This is a genomic window from Micromonospora siamensis, from assembly GCF_900090305.1.
GTDB lineage: Bacteria > Actinomycetota > Actinomycetes > Mycobacteriales > Micromonosporaceae > Micromonospora > Micromonospora siamensis.
This window is the reverse complement of sequence record NZ_LT607751.1, coordinates 1,893,485-1,916,227: the sequence shown is the minus strand read 5'-3', so window position 1 is coordinate 1,916,227 and position 22,743 is coordinate 1,893,485. Positions and strand designations below refer to the sequence as shown.

Sequence of the window (22,743 nt, the reverse complement as noted above, 5' to 3'; positions counted from 1 at the left end):
GCGGGGTAGACGTGAGCATGGATCAGACCGCGCCGGGGCCACACCTGGGCCCGACGGCCGGCCAGCCACCGGCCCGGTTGCGCTGGGCGCGGCGGCACGACAGTCCCGACCTGCCAGGGGCGGTCTCGAAGGTGACCACCCTGCTCACGGTGCTGATCGGTCTGGCCATGGTCAGCCCGGTCCTGTTCTTCGTCGTCGCCATCTCGGAGCTGGTCCAGGGGAACCCACCGGTGCACCCGATCGCCTTCGTCGTCTTCGCGGTGGTGATCACCCTCTACGTACTGATGCTGGTGCTGGTGCGGCGGGTCCGGCAGGGCAACCGCACGGCCTGGATCATCCTGCTGGTGCTCCTCGGCATCGAGACGGTGTTCTTGCTGATCGGTGGCGCGTACGAACTGGTGGCGAACGGCTCCCCCCTGGCGCTGGCGGTCGCCGCCGTACCCGCGCTGATGTTCATCCTGCTGATCGCCCCGCGCAGCAGCCGGGCCTACTTCAACCGGCACCGCGCCGCACCGGCGGGACACTGAGTCAGGTGTCGACCCGCTCCCCCACCCGCCGGAACACCTGCCGGGTGGGGGAGCCCGGCGCGGCGACGTGGACGATCAGCCGCTGGTCGGTCTCCGGCACGTGCAGCACCCGGCACCCGAACTCCAGCGGCCCCAGCTCGGGGTGGTCGACGCGCTTGACGGTCGGGCGCCGCTCCCCCACCTCGTGCTGCGCCCGCAGGGCGGCGAACCGCGGTGAGGTCCCGAGCAGCTCGGTGACCAGCGCGGGGCCGAAAATGTGCCGGATCATGTTCCGCTCGTCGGCCGGTAGGGCCGAGAGGTCACCCACGAACCGGGCGGCCAGCCGGTTCCAGGCCAGAATCCCGTACGCGGCATCGGCCAGGAACGACGGTCAACCAGGTGGTGCTGGCCTGGCTGATGGGCGGGGACGTGCCGGCGATCCCGCTGGGGGGCGCCTCGTCGGTGGCGCAGCTCGAGGAGAGCCTCGCCGCGGTGGACCTGGACCTCACCGCCGAGCAGCGCGCCCGGCTGGACACGGCGGGCTGACCCGAGGGCGCCGGCCGGCGTCACCCGTGAGCCGGCCGGCGCCACCGGTCAGTTGAAGTCGCCCTGACGGATCGCGATGACCGCCCGGTAACCGGGGTGCTCGGAGAGCGTGTACAGCATGTCCGGCTGGCCGCCGGCGCCGTCACCCCAACCCCAGTACGAGATGGCCTCCGCGCCGTGCGCCCCCGTGAACGTCTTGACCGGGTTGCCGGTGGAGCTGTTCCAGTAGCGCAGCTTGCCGTAGAAGTCGGAGCCGCCGCTGCTGTGGAACCAGAAGTTGTCCCCGTGGGTCACCGCGCCCTGCACCTTGTCCCACGGCATCGACCAGACGTCGGAGGCGCCGGTGGTGGTCGACGGGGCCGTCACGGCGGGCAGCCGGGTGGTGTAGTCCAGGTTGTACCGCCAGATCTTCGCGCCGTTGCTGGTGGAGTACTCGGTGACCACCATCTTGTCCGGCGACGAGCCCCGGTCCAGGGCGAGCGACGAGAACCGGACGTTGGCGTTGACCGGGGTGATCTGGCCGACCTGCGCCATCACGTACGCGTACCCGCTGGCGCAGAACCGGACGGTGCCGTTGTCGTCGAAGCGGCCGACCTTGTCGGCGCAGTACGACGTGGTGTCGGCGCTCCACAGGTGGTCCCAGCTGAACAGCTTGACGTGGTCGGTGCAGGCCACGTAGAGCATGGTGCCGTACCACATCGCGCCGCCGGCGTGGCAGTCCTCGACAGCGGTGAAGTTGCCGCCGGAGGTGGGGTCGACCAGCAGCAGGTGGCGGTACTTCGCGCCGCTGCTGTAGCCGGCGGCCGGTGCCAGCGACACCCGCACGTGCCCGGCGTCGGTGCTGTACCAGGTGGTGGCGACGGCCTGCACGCCGTCGTAGGTGTGGTTGCCGTAGGCGTCGGCGGTGGTGGTGATGCCCTGCGGGATCCAGGTGGTGGTGCTCGGATCGTCGGTGGAGGTGCCGGTCTCGTCCCAGCAGAAGCCGTACTCGCCGGTGCCCTGGCTGGCCAGGTAGGTCATCGCCTTGCCGCTGCCGGTCTGGCAGGACAACGGTTCCAGCGACCGGTTGGCGTTGGCCAGGATCCAGTCCACACCGCGCTTCCTGTCCGCGCCGATCGCCCCGCCCAGCAGGTCGGCGTCGGCGTAGCTGCGGGTGGTGGTCAGGGTGTAGCCGGAGGCGGAGATCTTCGTCGGTGCCGGGTCGGCCGCCTGCGCCGGGTTGCCCGGGCCGGCCAGTGCCGCCGCCACCAGCACCGCCACCATGGCGATGCGTCCGGTACGCCTCATCGATGCACTCCTCCCCGACCCAGTCACCGGGTCGCTTGTGGACGCACCCTATCGAGTGGGCCGGGCGCTTTTCCGCCCCGCTCGCAGCCGAGGTCCGGTTCAGCCCGCCGTCGGCCCGGTCAGGTCCAGACGCCAGTCGTTGGAACGCATCCACTGCCCCGGCGGGTACTCGAAGTCGGTCGGGCCGACCAGCTCGAAGCCCGCCTTGCGGCAGACCGCGTTCGACGGCGGATTGTCCACCGACGGGTACGCGTGCGCCCAGCGCCGGTCACCCCGCGCCCGCGCCGCGTCGACCACCGCCCGCACGGCGGCGGTGGCGATCCCCCGCCCCTGGAACTCGGGGAGCACCGCCCAGCCCATCTCGTAGACCGGCTCGTCGTGCCAGACCCGGGGCCAGTAGCCGACGCTGCCCACCTTCACCCGCTCGGGCAGCAGCACCACGGCGAACATCTGACCGGCGCCGCGGACCGGGCCGCGCAGGTAACGGCCGTGCCGGACGATCACCTGGTCGTCGGTCTCGGTCCCGCCGGTGTACGCGCGGACGGACGGCTGGTTGAGCTGGCGCAGCAACTCCAGGTCGTCCTCGCTCCACGGCTCGATCCCCACGTCCCCCATGCCGCCATCCAACCCCCGGGCCTCGACGATTCGGGCGGGACGCGCCGGAGGCGCGAACTCAGGCGGCGTCGACGTCCGGGGAGAAGCGAACGTCGAGCCGCATGTTGAGCGCCCGGGCGAGCCGTTCGAGGACCGGCAGTGTCGGCACGGTGCCGCCGGCCTCGAAGCGGGCCACGGCGGACTGCGTCATGCCCGCGGCGAGAGCGAGCTGGCTCTGGCTCCAGCCGTTGCGCTCGCGCAGGCTCCGTACGCTCTGACCGAGTTCGAAGGCGATGCGGGCAGCGTCGTACGCCTCCACCGCGCCGGGCTCCGCCATCCGCCGCTCACGCAGGTCGTTCCAGTCGGTGCGATCACTCATCGCTCCGCCCCCCTCAGCTGACGCTGTGCCGCTCGGCGACACAGCGCTCCAACGCCCGCCGAGCCCGCTCGATCTCCCGATCTTCACGCATCCGCGTCTTGCGGAACACGGTGAGAAGGATGATCCGCCGGTCGGGTGCGATCCAGTACGTTACGCGCACCGCGTCGCGCTCCAGATAGAAGCGAAGCTCGCGGAGCTTCCCGTCCAGCTGCCTGGTGTACGGCTCCCCGAGCAGGGCGCCTCGCTCGGCGAGCAGGTCGATGTAGAACGCGGTCCTCGCGAAGTACGGGGTCGGCAAATCCTCCAGCCAGTCTCGGACTTCTGGTTCGAGCTCTACACTAGCCCAGGCCATAGCGTTGATGCTATGGGTTCCGAATCAGGCCTGACGACGACACGACTCGGCGTGTCGGGAAGGAAACGCGCGACGGACCGCACCTCGCCAGGTGAGCCGTTCCGGTCAGTCGACCGCGACCCGGTGGTGGTCCTGCCAGGCGGCGAGCATGGCGTGGTTGGCCTCCCAGCCGTCCGGGAACTTCACCGGCACGTCCAGGTGCACCGTCTCCGTCGACGGATGCGCGTCTAGCAGCTCCCCGATCCCGGCCCGCGCCACCACCAGGCACGCGTGCCGGTGCCGCGAGGTCAGCACGCAGAGCCGCCCCGACTCCAGGTGGAACGCGGTGGCGTCGCGCCGGCCGGAGAGCGGGTGCAGCACGATGGTCACGTCGTACTCGCGGCCCTGGAGCCGGTTGGCCGTGTCGACGGTGATGCCCGCGCCCTCTTCTCCGAGCCGGGCGCGGATGACCGCGACCTGGTCGCGGTGGGCGGCGCCGACGGCGATCCGGTCCGCGGTGACGGGCGTACCGCCGGGGGCCTGCTCGGAGATCGCGACGGCGCCGCGCCGCAGCACCCGCAGCGCGAGCGCCGCGCACGCGGCGGCGGCCTCCGGGTCGGTACGCATGGTCTGCCGGGCCGGCAGCTCGTAGAGCGCCCAGCCCGTCGTGGCGGCCACCTCCACCGCCGCGTCTAGCCGGTCGCCCGCGCCGGGCTCGGTGAGGGTCAGCGCCCGGTCGGCGGGCCCGGTGCCGGCCCGGAACCCGGTGAACGGATAGAAGGCGGCCGCGACCAGCGGCGCGGCGGTGGCGGGTAGCCGCCACGACACGGGCAGCCGGTGCACGGGCAGCTGCGGGTTGTGCCGCAGCAGGGTGGCCACCGCGGACTGCATCGGATCCCAGGTCAGACCGGTCCAGCGCAGCGTCTCGACGGTGGAGAACGGGTCGAGCTGCCCGGGATCCCCCACGAACAGGGCCCGTTCGAACCTGCCGGCCACGCGCAGCAGGGCGTCCGAGCGCATCTGGTACGCCTCGTCCACGATCGCCCACGGCCAGACCCCCTCTCCGACGGTGGCCCACTTGGCGGCCGTACCGATGATGACGGCCGAATCGGCGAGGTCGGTGACCTTGGCCGCGACCCGGACCGTCTCGTGGCCGCGGACCCGGGCGGAGGGCTTGTACTCGGTGGCGGAGAGCCGGCCGATGCGCAGCTCGGGGGCCTTGCGGGCGAGCCGGTCGATGAGGTCGTCGACCTGTTCGTTGGTCTGCGCCACGATGATCAGCGACTCGCCGGCGGCGGCCAGCTCGACGGCGGCCCGCACGACGAGGGTGGACTTGCCGGCGCCGGGCGGGGAGTCGACGACCACGCCGCGGTGGTCGCCGGAGCGCAGGTCGGCCAGCACGGCGGTGATCACCCGCTCCGCCTCGACGGCGGGCGGCGCTTCCAGTCCGAGCATCCCGTCCCCTCCCCGATCGGCTGCCTGCGGACCCTACCGCCCGGCACCGACACCGCAGGCGTGGCGGCGGGCCGAGCGGGTATCCGCCGCGCGGCCCGGCCGGCGCAGGCGGGGCGATCGAGTCGGACATCGGGGGTGTCAAGGTGGCGAAGTTCCTGCTCACGGCGACCTACACCGTTCAGGGCGTCAAAGGGCTGCGGCAGGACGGCGGGACGAGACGCGCCGAGATCGTGACCTCGATGATCGAGAACGCGGGCGGGTCGGTGGAGGCGCTGTACTTCGCGTTCGAGGAGCACGACTCCTACGTGCTGTGCGACCTGCCGGACCAGCAGACGGCGGTGAGCATCGCACTGGCGATCCGCGCCGCCGGCGGGCTGGACCTGCGGGTCACGCCGCTGATGACGCCCGCGGACGTCGACCAGGTGATGCAGCTGCGGGTCGCGTACGAGCCGCCAGGCGCCTGACCGCACCTGATCTGGACGACCCTCCCGGGACATTCTCCCGGGAGGGTCGTCCGTTCAGTCCTACCTGACAATTGTCCGGCGCCACCTGTTGCCAACGGCAACTTCTCCGGCTACGAACGTCATTGGCACAACGATCGATCGGTACCCCGCCGATGATCCATTTCAGATCCCTTAGGGGGGCCAATGGCACGTCGCCGCCTCGCCGGTGCAGCAGCCATCACCATCGTTCTACCCCTGTTCAGCGTCGTGCACGCATCCGCCGCGGTGGCCGCACCCGCCGCACCCACCACTGCGGACGCCGCGAAGCAGGCCCGGACCGACGACACCCGGGAACTCACCCGTAAGGACTTCACCCTCGACGGCAAGCCGGTCAAGACCCCGACCCGCTACCAGCCGCGGGCGCAGGCCCGCTCGAAGGGCCTGGCGGCGGCCGAGACGCCGGCGGTCGGCACCGTCCGGCAGTGGCTGGGACTCGACGACCTCCAGGGCCGGTACTACCGCAAGGACTACACCCTGCGGGGCGTCGGCAACCACATCGAGGTGTGGGTGGCCAACGACATCGCCTTCCCGGCCGGTGACTGCCGCACCCAGGTTCCGGACTCGACGACGGTCACCGACGCGCAGGTGGCGGACCTGGTCAACGAGTTCGACAACAACATGTACCCGAAGGAGTCGGCGGCGTTCAGCGTCGCGCCGGACCGCGACGGCAGCAACGCGCTGCTCGGCCCGGACGCCAGCGGCAACGGCGGCGACTACACCGGTGGCGGCAGCAAGACCGTCACGCTGGTCGACAACGTCCGCGACGACAACTACTACACCTTCCCGGCCGCCCCGACCTACATCGCCGGGTTCTTCTCCTCGCAGCTCAACGAGCTGTTCGACCGCAACGTGATGACGATCGACGCGTTCGACTGGGCGCACCGCACCGGCGCCAACCCGCCGAACGAGCCGACCGACGACCTGTGCACCAGCCGCCCGGCCCGGCCGCGCAGCTACGAGGGCACCTTCGCCCACGAGTACCAGCACCTGCTGCACTCCTACACGGACCCGTTCGAGACGACCTGGATGAACGAGGGCCTGTCCGACTTCGCCCAGTCGCTCGTGGGCTACGTCGACACCACCGCCACCGTGTTCGACCGGGGCGCGGACAGCCACCTGTACTGCTTCCAGGGCTTCGGGCCGGTGCAGACGCCGTACAACACCAACCCGCGCGACTGCGGTGGCCCGGAGAACTCGCTGACCCTGTGGGGGGAGAGCCCGAACCCGAACGCGGTGCTCGCCGACTACGGCAACGCGTACTCGTTCATGCAGTTCCTCTACGACCGGTACGGCACGGACTTCATCTCCGCCCTGCACCGTGACGGTGCGCGGCAGGGTCTGGCCAGCCTGCAGGCGCTGCTGGCCGCCGAGGGCGTCAAGAACATGTACCAGGTGATCCACGACTACCAGACCATGACCCTGGTGGACAAGGTCGTCGGGGACCGCCGCGGCGTGATGCTCGGTGTGCCGAAGAGCCGGGTGACCACCCCGAGCCTGCGCTCCACGGTGAACCTGGCCAACCCGCGGGCGTACGCCACGCCGGGCGCGGCGCCGAACGGGGCGGACTACGTGCCGCTGCAGAAGGCCGACGGCACGGTGCTGCGCGGCCGTGACCTGCGGTCGCTCTCCTTCACCGGCGCGAAGACCCTGCCGGCGCAGCCGCTGGCCTGGACCGTCGTCAACGACGACCCGGACCGTCCCGGCAACCCGGTGCTGTTCTCTGGCAACGTCAACAACACCGACGCCACCGCGGTCACCCCGGTGACCGTGCCGACGGCCGACCCGACGCTGCGCTTCGTCGCCAAGTACGGCGCCGAGGCGGGCTTCGACTACGGGTACGTCACCGTCTCCACCGACGGCGGCGCCACCTACACCGCCATCGGAGGTGACAAGACGGTCGACGGGCCGCTCGGCCCGGCGCTCAACGGCACCACCAACGGGTTCGAGGCGCACACCTACGACCTGTCCGCGTACGCCGGCAAGAGCATCCTGCTCGGCTTCCGCTATGTCAGCGACGGCGGCGTCAACGAGGGTGGCCTGCTGATCGACGACATCACCGTCGGCGGGACGACGATCAGCGACGGCAGCAGCCTCGCCCCGTTCGACTCGCCCACCGAGATCAAGCCGGTCGAGGTGGACAACTGGAACCTGCGGCTCGTCGGCCTCGACGAGAAGCACTCCATCGCGCTGCAGCTCCAGTTCGACGGCAAGTCGAGCGTGACGCTGACTCCGGCGCAGCGGGCGGTTCTCTTCCTGTTCCCGAAGGTGGTCGCGATCGTCGCCTACGACGAGCCGACCGAGCAGGTCCAGCAGTACGCCCCGTACACCCTGAAGGTGAACGGCGTCGTCCAGCCCGGCTGAGGTGTAAGGAGGGGTCCCTTGTTAACGCATTCGGTATAGCAGGGGCCCCTTCTTAACCACCGGCCGCAAGGAGGTTGAGCGCCCGGATGTCCGTCGTCACGACGGGTGTCCGGGCGTTCCGCCGTTCGCCGGCAGGTGCGCGGACGGGGGCTCAGGACGGGCGGCCGCCGAACTGCCAGTTGTGCACCTCGACGGCGGCGTACCGGCCGGCGGTGAGGACGGCCCGCGCCGCGTCGGGGTCCGGTGCCCGGACGAGCGCGGCGGTGCCGAGCCATACCGTGCCGTCGTCGGCGAGCAGCGGCCCGTACGCGATCAGCTCTTCCGGGTCGGCCGGCACCTCCAGGTCGGCGACCTGTCCCGCGCCGAACCCCAGCACCAGGTAGCGACTGCCGCCGGTCCGACCGCCGGGGAACTGCCACATGGTGCGGCCCAGCGTGTTGCGCCACCGGCGGATCAGCACGTCGCGGTAGACGCCGGCCTGATAGTTGGGCTCGTCGAAGGCGAACGCGCGGGCGGCGGCCGGATCGGGCAGGTCGAGGATGTGCACGCTGCCGGTGGGCGTGTCGAAGTCGTCGGCGAGGGTCGGGCCGCGGGCGATCATCTGCTCGGCGTACCGGTCCATGTAGGCCCAGTGCGCCTGGATCAGCTCGTCACGCAGCGCCACCGAACCCGGCCGGTCCCGGTGGTAGATCAGGAACTCCATGCGCGGCAGTATTCACCGCTGGCTCAGGGCTGCCCAGCGGGAAAACGTTCGTGGCCGAGCACGGCGAGCAGCCGCAGCTTCTCGTCCGCCTCGCTGCGCGGCGGAGCGGTCAGCACCAGCAGCGCCTGCGACTGGTCCTCGGTGAAGAGCGCCTGGCAGTCCAGCTCGATCGGGCCCAGCTCGGGGTGGACGATCGTCTTGTGGTCGGCGAAGCGCTGTGCGACCTCGTGGCGTTCCCACAGTTCCGCGAACTCTCCGCTGGCCTTCTGCAGCGCGCGGACCAGCTCGCCGGCGCGGGACTGCGGGCCCATCGTCCCGTACGCGGCGCGCAGGTTGGCGACCTGGGCGCGGCTCTGCCGGGGCCGGTCGTCCTGGGGGTAGCGGAGCCGTTCGTCGGGTTCGGTGAACCACCGGTACGCCTCGCTGCGGGCCAGCCCGGTGTGCCCGGACCGGTCACCGAGCAGGGCCTTGGACAGCCGGTTCTGCACGAGCGTCTCGCCGAGGTTGGACAGGATCAGCGCCGGGGTGTCCTCCAGCCGGTCCAGGACGCGCAGCAGCGCCGGGGCGACGTGGGTGGCCGCGGTGACCGGGGTGGGGGCGTTCTGCCCGGCCACCCGGAACAGGTAGTCGCGTTCCCCGCCGGTGAGGCGTAGCGCCCGGGCCAGCGCGGTGAGCATCTGCGGGCTGGGCTGCGGTCCGCGCCGCTGCTCGAGGCGGGTGTAGTAGTCGGTCGACATGGCGGCGAGCGCGGCGACCTCCTCGCGGCGCAGGCCGGGGGCGCGGCGGCGGGCGCCGGGGGCGAGCCCGACGTCGGAGGGTTGCAGGGTCTCCCGGCGTCGGCGGAGGAAGTCGGCCAGGGCTGCGCGGTCCATGATCCCAGTATCCGCCGGCCGAGCGGCCCAACCAGGGATCGCGGATCCCCCGATGACCGGTCTCTGCACCGGCGGAGCGGGTTGGCGGCAGGCTGGGGACATGGACATTTCCGGGAACACCATCTTCATCCCCGGCTCGACGAGCGGCATCGGCCTGGCCCTCGCGCTGGAGCTGCACGCCAAGGGGAACACCGTCATCCTGGGCGGCCGGCGCGCCGACCTGCTGGCGAAGATCGCCGCCGACTACCCGGGCATCGACACCGTGGAGATCGACACGGCAGACCCGGCGAGCATCGTCTCGGCCGCCCGGCAGGTGCTGGAGCGGCACCCGGACCTGAACGTCCTGGTGGCGATGGCCGGCATCATGCGGGTCGAGGACTGGCACCGCCCGGACGGGTTCCTCGACTCCGCCGAGTCGATCATCACCACCAACGTGCTCGGCCCGATCCGGCTGATCGCCGCGTTCGTCGAGCACCTGCGGACCCGGCCGGACGCCACGATCGTGACGGTCTCCTCGGGTCTGGCGTTCGCGCCACTGGCCGCCACCCCCAGCTACAACGCCTCGAAGGCCGCCATCCACATGCTGAGCGAGTCGATCCGGCTGCAGCTGGCCGACACCAGCGTGAAGGTGGTGGAACTGGTGCCGCCGGCGGTGCGTACCGGGCTGCTGCCGGGGCAGGAGAACAGCGAGTTCGCGATGCCGCTGGACGACTTCGTGGCCGAGGTGGTGGCGCTGATCGAGGCGCAGCCCGACGCGAAGGAGATCCAGGTGGAGCGGGTGAAGTTCCTGCGCCACGGCGAGGCGCGCGGCGACTACGACCAGGTGGTGGCGACCCTCAACGCCGCCGACCCGCACGGGAAGTAGGGGCGTACCGGATCGCCGCGCCGGCAGCGGTGAGTTTGCCGGCTGCCGGCGGTCCTACCGGCGTGGCCACCTCCATGCTCTGTTTCGCCGTCGGCGCACGGCTGACCCGGGCGGACGTTCCCGCCCTCTGCGCCGACCTGGCGGAGGTGCTGCGCGACCGGCCTCCCGGGGTGGTGGTCTGCGACGTGGCGGCGTTGGTCGACCCGGACCTGGTCACGGTGGAGGCGCTGGCGCGGCTACGGCTGACGGCGCGACGGCACGGCTGGCGGCTCGTGGTCGACGGCGGCCACCCCGGCCTGCGGGAGCTGGCCGGCCTGCTCGGCCTCGCCCGCGCCCTCTTCGAGCCGGTCGGGCAGGCCGAAGAGCGGGAACAGCCGGTCGGTGTCGAGGAAGTAGTTGAGCCGGGTGATCCGACCCGCTGAGATGTCCAGGACGACCAGCGCCCACGCCCCATGGCCGGGCCCGTCGGGGTCGGGGCGGTACTGCGCGAACGCCGGCTGACCGTTTGCCAGCACCGGCACGAGCCGGGAGCCACGGCAGCCGCGACCCGTGCCCGCCATCCAGGTGGTGATGTCGCGGGGGCCGCGCAGCCACAGCGGCATCGGCGGCATGGACAGGGTGGCGTCCTCGTGCAGCAGCGCGGCCAGCGCCGTCAGGTCGTACGCCTCGAAGGCCCGCACGTAGCGCGCGAGCAGCGCCCGCTGCTCGTCGTCGAGAGGCCGGCGGACGTCGCCGCGGGTGTCGGCGGCGGCGAGGGTGGCGCGGGCCCGTTGCAGCGCGCTGTTGACGCTCGCGACGCTGGTGTCGAGCAGCTCGGCGACCTCCTGCGCCGACCAGGCCAGCACCTCACGCAGGATCAGCACGGCCCGCTGTCTGGGCGGCAGGTGTTGCAGCGCGGCCACGAACGCCAGCCGCACCGACTCGCGGCCGGCGATCACCTCGGCCGGGTCGGCGCGCTCGGGCAGCACGCGGTCGTCGGGCGCCGGCCCGGTCCAGATCTCGTCGGGGCGCGGCTCGCCGGGGTGGGTGGCGTCGCCGGAGGCGGCGGGCCCGAGGTCCATCGGACGGACCCGACGCTGGGCGCTGGTCAGCATGCTCAGGCAGACGTTCGTGGCGATCCGGTAGAGCCAGGTCCGCAGCGCCGACCGGCCCTCGAACCGCTCGAAGCTGCGCCAGGCGCGCACGAACGTGTCCTGCACCGCGTCCTCGGCCTCGAAGGCGGAGCCGAGCATCCGGTAGCAGTAGCCGGTCAGCTCCGACCGGTAAGGCTCCAGGAGCTCCTCGACGGACGTGCTGGTAGCGACCTCGCTCATGCCGACAACCTAACCCGCACCCCCGACAGCCTTGCCCCCGAAGAAAATGTGTCGGGGTCACCGATGAGTTCCCGGCGCCCGCCCGGTCCACCCCGCAACACGACAGGACACGACCCGGAGGAACCCGCCATGAGCACCACCGCGCAGCCCGGCACCGTCACCGGCGAGTACGCCGACGTCAACGGCCTGCACCTGTACTACGAGACGCACGGGCAGGGCAGCCCGCTGATCCTGCTGCACGGCGGCCTCGGCTCCGGCGAGATGTTCGGCGCGATCCTGCCCGCCCTGGCCGCCAAGCACCAGGTCATCCTCCCCGACCTGCAGGGCCACGGCCGCACCGCCGACATCGACCGGCCGCTGGACATCCCGCTGATGGCCGACGACATCGCCGCCCTCATCGACCACCTCGGCCTGGACAAGCCCGACGTCGTCGGCTTCTCCCTCGGCGGCGGCGTCGCCCTGCACGTCGGCATCCGCCACCCCGAGAAGGTGGGCCGGGTGGTCAGCGCGTCGGCCAACATCCGCAGCGACGCGATCTATCCGGAGATGCGGGCGCAGCAGGGCCAGATGGGCGCCGCCGCCGTCGAGTTCCTCAAGGACACCCCGATGTACGAGCTGTACATGCGGGTCGCGCCCCGCCCGGAGGACTTCCCCCGGCTGCTCGACAAGATCGGTGAGGCGATGGCGCACGACTTCGACTTCACCGAGGAGGTCCGCGGCCTGCGGGTGCCGACGCTGGTGGTGGCCGGCGACGCGGACATGGCCCCGCCGAGCCACTACGTCGAGGTGTTCAAGCTGCTCGACGGCGGGCTGCGCGACGGCGGCTGGACGGGTGAGGGGCGGCCGGCGGGTGGGCACGCGCTGGCGATCCTGCCCGGGCTGACCCACTACAACCTGGTGGACTCGCCGCTGTTCGCGGCGGTCACCCTCGCCTTCCTGGGCCGCTGACCGCCTACCGCACCGGCGCCGCCCGGCACGGGGGCAGGTGGCGCCGGTGCGGTAAGCAGGAAGTTCCCCGGAAGGAGGCGCGGATGGGCGCAACCGACAAGCCGATCGGCTACTGGCTCAAGCACCTGCACAACCTGCTCGACGAGCAGTTCGACGTGACCCTGGGCCAGCTCGATCTCGACCGCCGGCAGTGGCAGCTGCTCAACCTGCTTGCTGGCGGAACGCGCAGCCGAGGTGAGCTGGAGCAGGCGCTCGCGCCGTTCTGGACCGACGGCGTACCCCAGCTCGATGCCGCGGTGGACGGCCTGGTCGCTCGGGGATGGCTGGCGGGCGAAGGCGACGCGCTCACCCTGACCGCCGAGGGCCGGGCGGGACACCGCACTGCGGCCGAACGGGTCGGCGAGACCCGGCGGTTGCTGACGCGCGGGCTCACCCCCGAGGAGTACGCGGCGACCGTGCGGGTTCTGTCGGTGATGGCCGGCAACCTCGAGGCGGCGTCGGCGGGGTGACGGCGGCTGGTCAGCGCGGCTTGGGCACCTGCCGGTTGAAGCGGGGCTTGAGTGCGAGGACCAGGGCTTCCTTCGTACCCTCCGGGTTGTCGGTCTCCAGCCAGCGGACCTCGCGCCCGCCCAACCAGTCGGCGATGTCCGCGGCCGTGGCCACCGGCCCGCGCCGGTCCAGCTCGGCGCCGACCTGCTGGTGCAGCACCGACGAATCCCGGTTGCCGGTCAGGTGCTGGCGGAGGCGGTCGCGCAGGTTCCCGGTCCGACCGACGTAGAGGACGGCGCCGCCGTCCAGGACCACGTGCACGCCGGGCGCGCGGGGCGCGTCGGCGACAGCTTCCATCGTGTACGACCGCGCGGGCGTGAAGCCGGCCAGGAGGTCTTCGGTCTCGGGCATCCTCGGGACGGTACCGGGGTCAGCGCTCCCCCGCCGTCCCGCACGGACCCGGATGCCGATCACCCAGCCGACACCGCCGGCCGCCGGTCAGCCGGGTGTCACACCAGACCCGGTGGCGCAGGTGCTGGGCGTCCTCCGCGCTCAGCGTGGTCTCGCCGAAGTCGATGACGTCGACGTGGTCGAGGGAGGTCTTGAGTACGGCGGCCAGGCCGGCGGCGGCCTCGCGGCTGGTCAGCGTGGTCGGCAGGTGGATGATCCAGCGGCTCACCTTGGCCACCGGCTGTTCGGTGAGCTCTGGTCCGGGTGGTGGCAGGTGGCGTGGCGGGACTGCCACTGGCGCAGAGCCTGGCGGATGCGCTCGGACTCGGTGTTGGCGGTGGTGAGGTCCCGGTGCAGGCGGTCGAGTTCGTCGGCGAGGCGGGTGAGGTAGGCGTGGACCTGGGTGGGGTCGAGGCCGCGCCAGCGGGTGTCGAAGGTGGCGGCGCGGACCTGGTGCGGGAGGGGGCGGTCGCCGGTCACGTAGATCATGGGCGCCCGATCGCCAGGTCGTTTTCATCGAGACCGGCGGCCTCGATGGTCGCCCGGCCCCAGCGGGCGAGGCGGCACGGGTACGGGACGCGCTCGCTGCGGCAGAGCATGCCCTCGGGCCAGGACTCCGGGGCGTGGACGCGGACCGCGAGGGCGGCGAGGGTCAGGTCTTCGTCGGTGACCGGGGTGAGGACGGGAAAGTCTTCGAGTACGGCGGGCATCGGTGGGCGCCTCCCGGGTCGCGATTCGGTCGAGTGGCGCCGGGGCGGGCGGGGTCGGCCGCCGTCGTACGGGGGAACGACGCGGCCGGAGCCCAGCACCCGCCCCGGGCCATGCGACCAGCCTGGTTTCTCGGCCGAGCAGGAACTACAGCAACGACGAAGCCTCAGTGACGCACAAATGAGGCACCTGCGTGCCCGCCTGATCTACGGACTGTTACTACAGTGGCGGCAGGGCGGAGGGAGATCGCGCATGGCCTTGAAGCGACGCCGGCTTAGTCAACGGCGTAAGGCGCTCGGGTACAGCCAGGAGCGCTTGGCCCAACTCCTCGGTGTGGAGCGGTCGACGGTTGTGCGCTGGGAGAACGCCGAGACGGATCCTCAGCCCTGGCATCGGGCCAGGATAGCCGCTGCACTGGAAGTTACGCTCGAACAGTTCGACGACATGCTCGTCGACGTGTCAGTGGCAGGACATCGAGGGCAGGACATGGGAGACAACGCTCAGAGCCCCACTTCCGCCACCCAGCAGGAGTTGTTGAGCGGTTTACGGACCTTTCTCGCCAACTACCTGCCATCTCCCGCGGGTCCGTGTCCAACCTTGGCCGACGCTCGTCGGGCTGTGGGCCGGGTGCACACCTTGTACCAGCGGGCGAGCTACACCTCTTCGGCTCGGCTGCTTCCGGACGTGCTCAACCAGACGACGGCCCTGGCTGGATCGACCACGGGGCTGCACCGCAGTAGCGCTTTCCGGCTCCTCGCCGCCGCCTATCTCGCAGCGTCGAAGCTGGCAGCCAAAGTGGGCGACGGTGACACCGCTCTACTGACGGCCGACCGGGCCTCCACGGCTGCTCGCCTGGCCGATGACCGAGCGTTGGCAGCCCTGGCGGGAGTGTGGATCTAACGGTGTTTCCGGCCTGACCCGCCAGGCGTTGTGCCTGGTGAGGAGGGTGCCGTAATGACCGCGACACTGAACGACCAGACCGGACGTAGGAAGCGGCCCGAGCCGTCGGCGGAGGCGAAGGCCGCCGCCGATCTGGTCCGGGCCGCTAAGGAACAAGGGCTGTCGTTGACCGGCCCGGACGGGCTGCTCAAGCAGCTGACCAAGACGGTCCTGGAGACCGCGCTCAACGAAGAGATGACGGAGCACCTCGGCTACGAAAAACACGACCAGGCTGGTGCCGGGTCGGGCAACATCCGCAACGGCACCCGGTCGAAGACCGTCTTGACCGACGCCAACGGTCCGGTGCAGATCGACGTGCCGCGGGACCGGGCCGGCACGTTCGAACCGCAGATCGTCCGCAAGCGGCAGCGGCGCCTGTCGGGGGTCGACGAGGTCGTGTTGTCGCTGTATGCCAAAGGCCTCACGACCGGGGAGATCAGCGCGCACTTCGCAGAGATCTACGGGGCTTCGGTGTCGAAGGAGACGATCTCCCGGATCACCGACAAGGTGATCGAGGAGATGACCGACTGGTCCCACCGGCCCCTGGATGAGATCTACGCCGCCGTGTTCATCGATGCCATCGTGGTCAAGGTCCGCGACGGGCAGGTCGCGAACCGGCCGTTCTACGCCGCGATCGGGGTCACCCTCGACGGGGAGAAAGACATCCTCGGGCTGTGGGCCGGCTCCGGCGGTGAAGGCGCGAAGTTCTGGATGAGCGTGCTGACCGACCTGCGTAACCGGGGCGTCAAGGACGTGTTCTTCCTCGTCTGCGACGGCCTCAAGGGCCTGCCCGAGGTCGTGACGAACGTGTGGCCCCGCACGGTGGTGCAGACCTGCGTGATCCACCTGATCCGCAACACGTTCCGCCTCACCTCCCGCCGGTACTGGGACGAACTCAAGCGCGACATCAAGCCGATCTACACCGCCGTCAACGCCGACGCCGCCCGGGCCGCCTTCGACGACCTGGCCGACAAGTGGCGCGGCCGGTATCCGGCGGTGATCCGACTGTGGGACAACGCCTGGGCGGAGTTCATCCCGTTCCTCGACTACGACCTGGAAATCCGCAAGGTCATCTGCTCCACGAACGCGATCGAGTCCCTCAACGCCCGCTACCGGCGAGCGGTCAAGGCCCGCGGCCACTTCCCCAACGAGCAGGCCGCGTTGAAGTGTCTGTACCTGGTGACCCGGTCCCTGGACCCCACCGGAGCAGGCAGAACCCGATGGACGATGCGCTGGAAACCCGCGTTGAACGCCTTCGCCATCACCTTCAGCGACCGCTTCCCAGCCGCTGAAACCTACTAACCAAGCTCGCCGGAAACACCGTTAGCGAGACAGCCCCGCCCTGGCGGCATACCAGGCGGCGTGTGGCCTTATTCGGCTTCCCGGGAGATCGGCCGAGGCCCAGCAGATCGTGCTCAACAGCATCGAACGGCTCAGCAATGCCGTCGCTGAGCCCGAAATCCTGTCCGCCCGAGGATCGCTCACGCTGCTAGCCGCGGTGATGGCCGCAGGACAGGGGCGACCAAAGGACGCTGGCCAGTTCCTCACGCAGGCTGGAAAGTTGGCGACGGCCCTGGGACCAGATCGCAACTGCTTATGGACCGGCTTCGGGCCGACGAACGTCGTCATACATGCTGTTTCCGCTGCCGTCATCGCTGGTCAAGGCGCACAGGCTATAGATATCGGAATGCGGCTGGATACGTCGCGGCTGCCGGCGGTGTTGGTCGGTCGACGGGCGCAAGTTCATGTGGACCTGGCGGCAGCGGCGATGCTGTCAGGCGGCGACCGGTCGGTTTCCGTGCTCCACCTCCTCGAAGCCGAGCGGGTGGGAGTCGAGGTGGTTTACGCCAATGTCCAGGCACGAGCACTGTTGCTGAATCTGCTGGCTAAGGAGCGGCGAGCCGCAACGCCGGGCCTGCGGCCATTGGCCGAACGAGCCGGGTTGTTGGCGTGAGCCAGCGCGGGGTGCTGGCGCTTGTCGCCTGTGCGGCTCCTCCGGTGCTGCGGATCGGGGAGCTGATCCAGCTTCTGCAAGAGGACGGGTGGACGGTGTGCCTCACCGCTACGCCGACCGCTGCCACCTGGATCGATCGAGAGGCGTTGGCGCAGCAGACGGGGTATCCGGTTCGGGTGAAGTGGCGGATGCCGGGTGAGCCGGAGCCGCATCCACCGGCGGATGTAGTAGCTGTGGTGCCGGCGACGTTCAACGTGATCAACAAGTGGGCGCTCGGTATCAGCGACACGCTTGCGCTCGGCATCCTCAACGAAGCCCTCGGCGCGGGACTCCCGGTATATGCGTTCCCGAACGTTAAGGCACAACTCGCCGCACATCCCAGCTATGGCCAGAACTGGCGACTGCTCGAGCAGGTAGGCGCTCGCGTCATACCAATGGATGACGCCGGCTGGACAACCGTCCTGGGCAAACTGCGTACGTCGCAGCTTCCGCTGTCCGACAACCGACAGAGCCCCCCTGCCCAGAACGGCTTCGAGCAGGAGATGGGTTAGCGTCTGGCGATGACCGATCTTGGCCGGGGCATCTACGAAAACTTGATCACCCAGCGACTTGCCAAGCGGTTGCACGACGTCGACCCGGAGCTTGTCCAACATGACAGGCTCGACCCAGCCGACACCCCTGATCTCCTCGCTCGACACATCGCGACGCTGGCTCGTCGTGCGCTTCTCGCCGTCGGCGGCGGAGATGACAAGCTGGCCCGTCAGGTTGCGCTGACCAATCAGATCGCGGAGAGCATCGCCCAGGCCGACCCGCGCGCAGTAGACGCTGACGATCAGATCGGCGATGCGCGGCGGCTGTTGCACGCCATTGCCGCACCGGCGACGCCACCCGCCACCCCCACCTTCCCGGTACGCCCCACGACCCCGCTCTCCACCGGCGCCCTCCTGGTCAACGGCCGCCACCAGCCGCGCATCGGCCACGAGGTCGCCCATGAGATGGCGTCCGCCGATGAGGTCGATCTACTCTGTGCCTTCATCAAGTGGCATGGCCTCCGCATCATCGAGCCGGCGATTCGGGAGCTGATCGAGCGCGGTGGCCGGCTACGGGTCATTACGACCACGTACATGGGGGCCACCGATCAACGGGCCCTGGACCGGCTCGCCGAGATCGGCGCCGACGTAAAGGTGTCCTACGAGACCCGGACCACCCGACTGCACGCCAAAGCCTGGTTGTTCCGCCGCCACAACGGCACCACTACCGCCTACGTCGGCTCTTCGAACCTCTCGAAGGCGGCGCTGGTCGACGGGGTGGAGTGGAACGTCCGCATCTCGAACATGGAACAGCCGCACGTCATCAACACCTTTGAGGCAACCTTTACCGACTACTGGAGCGACTCGGCGTTCGAGACGTACGACCCGGCGAGGGACCGGGAACGGCTGCGCATCGCGCTACGCGGCGAGCGCGCCGATGAGGCGCCCACCGAGATCGCAAACCTAGATATCCGGCCGTTTCCGTACCAGCAGGAGGTCCTGGACGACCTGGACGCCGAGCGGCTGGTGCACGGCCGCTGGCGGAACCTGGTGGTGATGGCGACTGGCACCGGCAAGACGGTGGTGGCGGCGCTGGACTACCGGCGGCTTCGCAAGGCTGGCCATGCCGACTCACTGCTCTTCGTCGCCCATCAGGAGCAGATCCTGCGGCAGAGCCGCTCGGTGTTCCGACAGGTGGTAGGGGACGGCAGCTTCGGCGAAACCCTGGTGGGCGGCGATCGACCGTCAGACTGGAAGCACGTCTTCGCCTCGATCCAGTCGCTGCACCGGCAGGAGATCGACCCCAAGGCGTACGACATGGTGATCGTCGACGAGTTCCACCACGCCGAGGCGCCTACATATGCGCGGCTGCTGGAGCGGCTGAAGCCGCGCGTACTCCTGGGGTTGACGGCGACGCCCGACCGGAGCGACGGCGGCGACGTGCGCCGGTGGTTCGACGGCCACGCTTCCGTGGAACTGCACCTCTGGGAAGCCCTCGAACGGCAGTTGCTCTGCCCGTTCCAGTACTTCGGGCTACACGACGACGTCGACCTGTCGCGCCTGCGGTGGAAGCGGGGGCAGGGGTACGACCCGGCCGAGTTGGACGGCGTCTACACCGGCAACCATGCCCGGGCCCGGATGATCCTGCGGGCGGTACGCGACACCGCGGACGTCGAGCGGATGCGGGCACTGGGCTTCTGCGTGAGCATCGGGCACGCCGAGTTCATGGCCGACTGGTTCACTAAGCACGGCGTGCCGTCGGCGGCGGTGACCTCGAAACTCGATCGAGCCGGCCGACACGCGCTGATGGATCGCTTCCGCAAGCATGAGCTGCGCGTGCTGTTCACCGTCGACCTGTTCAACGAGGGCGTTGACCTGCCGATGGTCGACACGATCCTGATGCTGCGGCCCACCGAGAGCGCCACGATCTTCCTTCAGCAGCTTGGGCGCGGCCTGAGGCTAGACGACGACAAGCCATGTCTGACGGTGCTCGACTTCATCGGTGGGCAGCACGCCAACTTCCGCTTCGACCTGCGCTGGCGGGCACTGACCGGAGTCAGCCGGCGAGCCGTCACGGCGGCAGTGCAGGACGACTTCCCGTCTCTGCCGAGTGGCTGCCACATCGAGCTGGACCGGGTGGCAAAGGATCTGGTGCTCGCCAACTTGAAGTCGGCGCTGCCGACGTCGAAGAACGGTCTGGTAGCAGAGCTCCGGCACCTCGGTGACGTGAGCCTGGCAGAGTTCCTGCACGAGAGCGGCCTAGAGATCGAGGACGTCTACCGGTCAGCGAGCATTGGCGGCTGGACCGGGCTTCGTCGCCTAGCCGGCTTCGAGACCGCTGTCGCCGGGCCGGATGACCGCGAACTCGGGCGGGCCATCGGCCGAATGCTGCACACCGACGACACCGACCGACTGGACCTGTTGGCCCGCGTTGCCGGCGGCGAGCATCCCGGCGGCGATCGACTGCTGGACATGCTGCACTTCAGCCTTTGGGGGCAGTCCGCACCTCTGGCTGAACGGGACGCCCGGCTTAGCCGGCTCTGGGCGGAGCCTGCACGCTGCGCTGAGCTGCGCCAGGTCGCCGAGGTGCTACGAGGCCGCATCCATCGGGTCACCGAGGAGCCGCTGGCAGCGCGGGTGCCGCTGCGGGTGCATGCCCGCTACACCCGCAACGAGGCGTGCGCGGCGTTCGGGATGTCGAACCCAGGGTCGTTGCGGGAAGGGGTGAAGTGGCTTCCCGACGAGCAGGCCGACCTCTTCTTCGTCACACTGGTCAAGTCCCAGCAGCACTACTCCCCCACCACCATGTACGCCGACCGGGCCATCACCGACCGCCTGTTCCAGTGGGAGTCGCAGAGCACCACATCTGCCGCGTCAGCCACCGGGCAGCGCTACATCCACCACGCCGAGCGCGGATCAACGGTTCACCTGTTCGTGCGGGAGACCAAGGTGGCTGACCGCGATCTCGGTGCGCCGCCGTACCTGTATGCCGGGCCGATGACGTACCAGGAGCACAGCGGGGAGCGGCCCATGCGGATCATTTGGCGCCTCACCCATCCACTGCCGGCAGACATGTATGCGGCGGCGCGCACCATCGCTGCTTAGCCGATCAGCAGGGTTCAACCGGCTCCAGTGACGGACGTACACCGACTACGTCGCTGTTTCGCCCCTTTCATCGATGCAAGAGAGATCTGTCTTAGATCTGACATCAATTCACGGATCAAACAAGACATTTATGGACGCCAGCCACCTGCCTCAGGGACTAACCGAGCGTTGCAGGGTGTTCGCCCTTCGAGTTGCTGGCTATGGTGTCGGCTTCGCACCCCTCCTGACACCTAGGGACTGACGTGGGCATCCTCAAGGAGATGCAGCGGGCGCACGCGCGGCAAGTGCGCGCCCAGAAGCAAGCTCAGGCCGCCGCATACCGGCATCACCAGCAGATGCGCCGGGAGGCGGACCGGGCGATGAAGGCCGCACAGCGCGCCAGCGCTGCCGACGAGCGGGAACGGAAGCGGTTGTACGCCGCGGCACGCGTCGCCGAGGTGGCCGCCCAGAACTCTGATCTCCAAGCCCACCTGGAGGAGCTAGACAATCTTCTGGCGGCGACGCTCGACGTCGACGACCACATCGACTTTCGTCGCCTCAGGAGGTCGGCGAAGCATCCACCGTTCGACCCAGGACCCCTCGGCACTCCACTGCCGCCCCCGGATTGGCGCCGATTCGAGCCGCCCGCGCCCACCGGCCTGGGCAAGATGTTCGGCGGTCAGGCAAAGTACCAGCAACAGCTCGCCGGCGCGCAACAGTCGTTTGCGCAGGCACAGGCTCAGCATGCGAAAGCAGAAGCCCACCGTCAGCACCGACTGTCGACTGCCCACCAGAGCTATCAGCAGCATTGCGCAAAGGTCGAAGCGGAGATCAAGGCACACAATGCCGAGATCGACCGATTCGCCGCTACGGTGGCTGCCGCCGAACCGGCAGCGGTGGTCGAGTACTTCGGCATGGTGCTGGGAAACTCGGTATATCCCGACGACTTCCCGCAGCACTATCGCCTCGCCTACGTACCAGAATCCCGGCAGCTGGTCGTGGAGTATCACCTGCCGACCCTGGACGTGATCCCCGCCGTACGGGAGCACCGCTACGTCAAGGCGCGCGACGAGATCACCACCGCCGCCCGTCCAGCCAAGGAGATCAAGGAGCGGTACGCCAACCTCGTCGCTCAGGTCACCCTGCGGACGGTGCACGAACTATTCGAAGCTGACCGCTCCGGGTTGGTGGAGACCGTAGTGTTCAACGGCATCGTCGACACGACAGATCCTCGGACGGGCGCATCCGTTCAACCGTGCTTGGTGACCCTGCGAACGACCCGTGAGGTGTTCACGGAGCTCAACCTGAGCCTGGTCGAGCCGCTGGCCTGCCTTCAACATCTCAACGCCTCGGTGTCGAAGCGACCCGCCGAACTGGCTCCGGTGCGGCCGGTACTTGAGTTCGACATGGTCGACAAGCGGTTCGTCGACGAGGTCGACGTACTCGCCGACCTTGACCAGCGGCCGAACCTGCTCAAGCTCACGCCTACGGAGTTCGAGAGCCTGATCCAGAATCTCTTCGCGAAGATGGGCCTGGACACTAAACAGACGCGAGCGTCCCGGGACGGTGGCGTCGACTGCGTGGCCTTCGACCCTCGACCGATCTTCGGCGGAAAGGTCGTCATCCAGGCCAAGCGCTACCGCAACACTGTCGACGTGTCAGCGGTGCGCGACCTGTTTGGGACACTTCAGAATGAAGGCGCCTCCAAGGGGATCCTCGTGACCACCAGCGGCTACGGCCCAGCGTCCTACGACTTTGCGTCGGGGAAGCCACTCGAGCTCATCGACGGCTCCAACCTGCTCTATCTGCTGTCCGAACACGCAGGGGTGAACGCGCGCATCGACGCCGGAGATCTGGACTGACTCGTTGTAGACCCTGCGGGTGGTGGTCGGCGGAGGCTGCCGCAGAAGCTCGATGCCCGCGACC

Annotated in this window: 26 protein-coding genes and 1 pseudogene; 14 read left to right on the top strand and 13 right to left on the bottom strand. The window is 69.7% G+C overall.

Going from position 1 to position 22,743, the window contains the following annotated elements:
- Positions 1-11 precede the first annotated feature (11 nt).
- On the top strand, positions 12-527 hold the full coding sequence (locus GA0074704_RS08830; protein ID WP_157743630.1) for a hypothetical protein: 516 nt from the start codon (positions 12-14) through the stop codon (positions 525-527).
- A 1-nt stretch (position 528) separates the two neighbouring features.
- Here GA0074704_RS08830 and GA0074704_RS08825 read toward each other — a convergent pair whose 3' ends face one another.
- Positions 529-849 carry an MmyB family transcriptional regulator gene (locus tag GA0074704_RS08825; protein WP_331716654.1) on the bottom strand — a complete coding sequence of 107 codons (321 nt, stop codon included), beginning with the start codon at positions 847-849 and terminating at the stop codon, positions 529-531.
- 56 nt (positions 850-905) lie between these two features.
- Here GA0074704_RS08825 and GA0074704_RS28715 point away from each other — a divergent pair, with 56 nt between their 5' ends.
- Positions 906-1,052 (top strand): aldo/keto reductase, encoded by a 147-nt coding sequence (locus GA0074704_RS28715; RefSeq protein ID WP_231926793.1) that lies wholly within the window; start codon positions 906-908, stop codon positions 1,050-1,052.
- Positions 1,053-1,100: 48 nt separating this feature from the next.
- Here the strand turns inward: GA0074704_RS28715 and GA0074704_RS08820 are convergent, their stop codons facing one another.
- The 5 genes from GA0074704_RS08820 to GA0074704_RS08800 all read right to left on the bottom strand — a co-directional run bounded on the left by GA0074704_RS08820 (position 1,101) and on the right by GA0074704_RS08800 (position 5,098).
- Entirely contained in the window at positions 1,101-2,339 is a 1,239-nt protein-coding gene (locus GA0074704_RS08820) for a hypothetical protein (protein ID WP_157743629.1), read from the bottom strand.
- A gap of 99 nt (positions 2,340-2,438) precedes the next feature.
- Positions 2,439-2,954 carry a GNAT family N-acetyltransferase gene (locus GA0074704_RS08815; RefSeq protein ID WP_088970046.1) on the bottom strand — a complete coding sequence of 172 codons (516 nt, stop codon included), beginning with the start codon at positions 2,952-2,954 and terminating at the stop codon, positions 2,439-2,441.
- Positions 2,955-3,012: 58 nt separating this feature from the next.
- A complete protein-coding gene (locus GA0074704_RS08810; protein WP_088970045.1) occupies positions 3,013-3,312 on the bottom strand; it encodes a helix-turn-helix transcriptional regulator in 300 nt (99 codons plus the stop codon).
- A 13-nt stretch (positions 3,313-3,325) separates the two neighbouring features.
- The gene (locus GA0074704_RS08805; RefSeq protein WP_088970044.1) at positions 3,326-3,664 is read right to left on the bottom strand and encodes a type II toxin-antitoxin system RelE/ParE family toxin; all 339 of its coding nucleotides are present in this window, start codon (positions 3,662-3,664) and stop codon (positions 3,326-3,328) included.
- Between the two features lie 105 nt (positions 3,665-3,769).
- Positions 3,770-5,098, bottom strand: a complete 1,329-nt coding sequence (locus GA0074704_RS08800) for an AAA domain-containing protein (RefSeq protein ID WP_088970043.1) — start codon at positions 5,096-5,098, stop codon at positions 3,770-3,772.
- A 143-nt stretch (positions 5,099-5,241) separates the two neighbouring features.
- Here GA0074704_RS08800 and GA0074704_RS08795 point away from each other — a divergent pair, with 143 nt between their 5' ends.
- On the top strand, positions 5,242-5,562 hold the full coding sequence (locus GA0074704_RS08795; protein WP_088970042.1) for a GYD domain-containing protein: 321 nt from the start codon (positions 5,242-5,244) through the stop codon (positions 5,560-5,562).
- Between the two features lie 183 nt (positions 5,563-5,745).
- Positions 5,746-7,962: a choice-of-anchor J domain-containing protein gene (locus GA0074704_RS08790; RefSeq protein ID WP_088970041.1), complete on the top strand. Its 2,217-nt coding sequence runs from the start codon at positions 5,746-5,748 to the stop codon at positions 7,960-7,962.
- A gap of 151 nt (positions 7,963-8,113) precedes the next feature.
- Here the strand turns inward: GA0074704_RS08790 and GA0074704_RS08785 are convergent, their stop codons facing one another.
- Together GA0074704_RS08785 and GA0074704_RS08780 are read right to left on the bottom strand one after the other, a co-directional pair.
- Positions 8,114-8,665 carry a YciI family protein gene (locus GA0074704_RS08785; protein ID WP_088970040.1) on the bottom strand — a complete coding sequence of 184 codons (552 nt, stop codon included), beginning with the start codon at positions 8,663-8,665 and terminating at the stop codon, positions 8,114-8,116.
- Positions 8,666-8,688: 23 nt separating this feature from the next.
- Positions 8,689-9,537: a helix-turn-helix transcriptional regulator gene (locus tag GA0074704_RS08780; protein ID WP_088970039.1), complete on the bottom strand. Its 849-nt coding sequence runs from the start codon at positions 9,535-9,537 to the stop codon at positions 8,689-8,691.
- A 100-nt stretch (positions 9,538-9,637) separates the two neighbouring features.
- On the opposite strand from GA0074704_RS08780, the gene GA0074704_RS08775 reads away from it, so the two are divergent.
- Both GA0074704_RS08775 and GA0074704_RS29870 read left to right on the top strand, forming a co-directional pair.
- Positions 9,638-10,402: an SDR family oxidoreductase gene (locus GA0074704_RS08775; protein WP_088970038.1), complete on the top strand. Its 765-nt coding sequence runs from the start codon at positions 9,638-9,640 to the stop codon at positions 10,400-10,402.
- A 74-nt stretch (positions 10,403-10,476) separates the two neighbouring features.
- Positions 10,477-10,668 (top strand): annotated as a pseudogene (locus tag GA0074704_RS29870) (hypothetical protein); the annotation flags it as partial.
- Here the strand turns inward: GA0074704_RS29870 and GA0074704_RS08765 are convergent.
- The gene (locus tag GA0074704_RS08765; RefSeq protein ID WP_088970037.1) at positions 10,639-11,715 is read right to left on the bottom strand and encodes a sigma-70 family RNA polymerase sigma factor; all 1,077 of its coding nucleotides are present in this window, start codon (positions 11,713-11,715) and stop codon (positions 10,639-10,641) included. The pseudogene GA0074704_RS29870 and the gene GA0074704_RS08765 sit on opposite strands and share 30 nt — an antisense overlap.
- A 129-nt stretch (positions 11,716-11,844) precedes the next feature.
- Here GA0074704_RS08765 and GA0074704_RS08760 point away from each other — a divergent pair, with 129 nt between their 5' ends.
- Positions 11,845-12,663: an alpha/beta fold hydrolase gene (locus GA0074704_RS08760; RefSeq protein ID WP_088970036.1), complete on the top strand. Its 819-nt coding sequence runs from the start codon at positions 11,845-11,847 to the stop codon at positions 12,661-12,663.
- A gap of 83 nt (positions 12,664-12,746) precedes the next feature.
- Positions 12,747-13,172: a MarR family winged helix-turn-helix transcriptional regulator gene (locus tag GA0074704_RS08755; RefSeq protein ID WP_088970035.1), complete on the top strand. Its 426-nt coding sequence runs from the start codon at positions 12,747-12,749 to the stop codon at positions 13,170-13,172.
- 10 nt (positions 13,173-13,182) lie between these two features.
- Here GA0074704_RS08755 and GA0074704_RS08750 read toward each other — a convergent pair whose 3' ends face one another.
- The 4 genes from GA0074704_RS08750 to GA0074704_RS08735 are packed head-to-tail and all read right to left on the bottom strand — an operon-like array spanning position 13,183 to position 14,312.
- Positions 13,183-13,563, bottom strand: a complete 381-nt coding sequence (locus GA0074704_RS08750) for a GIY-YIG nuclease family protein (protein WP_088970034.1) — start codon at positions 13,561-13,563, stop codon at positions 13,183-13,185.
- A 19-nt stretch (positions 13,564-13,582) separates the two neighbouring features.
- Positions 13,583-13,831, bottom strand: a complete 249-nt coding sequence (locus GA0074704_RS08745) for a hypothetical protein (protein WP_088973550.1) — start codon at positions 13,829-13,831, stop codon at positions 13,583-13,585.
- A complete protein-coding gene (locus GA0074704_RS08740) occupies positions 13,828-14,091 on the bottom strand; it encodes a DivIVA domain-containing protein (RefSeq protein WP_088970033.1) in 264 nt (87 codons plus the stop codon). Before GA0074704_RS08740 ends, GA0074704_RS08745 begins: the two co-directional genes overlap by 4 nt.
- Complete coding sequence (locus GA0074704_RS08735; protein ID WP_088970032.1) at positions 14,088-14,312, bottom strand: hypothetical protein; 225 nt, start codon at positions 14,310-14,312, stop codon at positions 14,088-14,090. The genes GA0074704_RS08740 and GA0074704_RS08735 overlap by 4 nt, the downstream gene beginning before the upstream one ends.
- A gap of 250 nt (positions 14,313-14,562) precedes the next feature.
- Between GA0074704_RS08735 and GA0074704_RS08730 the strand changes: the two genes are divergently transcribed.
- From GA0074704_RS08730 to GA0074704_RS08710, 6 genes are all read left to right on the top strand, one after another.
- Positions 14,563-15,210, top strand: coding sequence for a helix-turn-helix transcriptional regulator (locus tag GA0074704_RS08730; protein ID WP_088973549.1), 648 nt, complete (start codon positions 14,563-14,565; stop codon positions 15,208-15,210).
- Positions 15,211-15,264: 54 nt separating this feature from the next.
- Entirely contained in the window at positions 15,265-16,551 is a 1,287-nt protein-coding gene (locus tag GA0074704_RS08725; RefSeq protein ID WP_088970031.1) for an IS256 family transposase, read from the top strand.
- Positions 16,552-16,660: 109 nt separating this feature from the next.
- On the top strand, positions 16,661-17,203 hold the full coding sequence (locus tag GA0074704_RS28710; RefSeq protein ID WP_157743628.1) for a hypothetical protein: 543 nt from the start codon (positions 16,661-16,663) through the stop codon (positions 17,201-17,203).
- Positions 17,200-17,754, top strand: a complete 555-nt coding sequence (locus GA0074704_RS08720; RefSeq protein WP_088970030.1) for a flavoprotein — start codon at positions 17,200-17,202, stop codon at positions 17,752-17,754. The genes GA0074704_RS28710 and GA0074704_RS08720 overlap by 4 nt, the downstream gene beginning before the upstream one ends.
- 9 nt (positions 17,755-17,763) lie before the next feature.
- Positions 17,764-20,838, top strand: coding sequence for a DUF3427 domain-containing protein (locus GA0074704_RS08715; RefSeq protein ID WP_088970029.1), 3,075 nt, complete (start codon positions 17,764-17,766; stop codon positions 20,836-20,838).
- A gap of 242 nt (positions 20,839-21,080) precedes the next feature.
- Complete coding sequence (locus GA0074704_RS08710) at positions 21,081-22,679, top strand: restriction endonuclease (protein WP_088970028.1); 1,599 nt, start codon at positions 21,081-21,083, stop codon at positions 22,677-22,679.
- Positions 22,680-22,743: the final 64 nt, after the last annotated feature.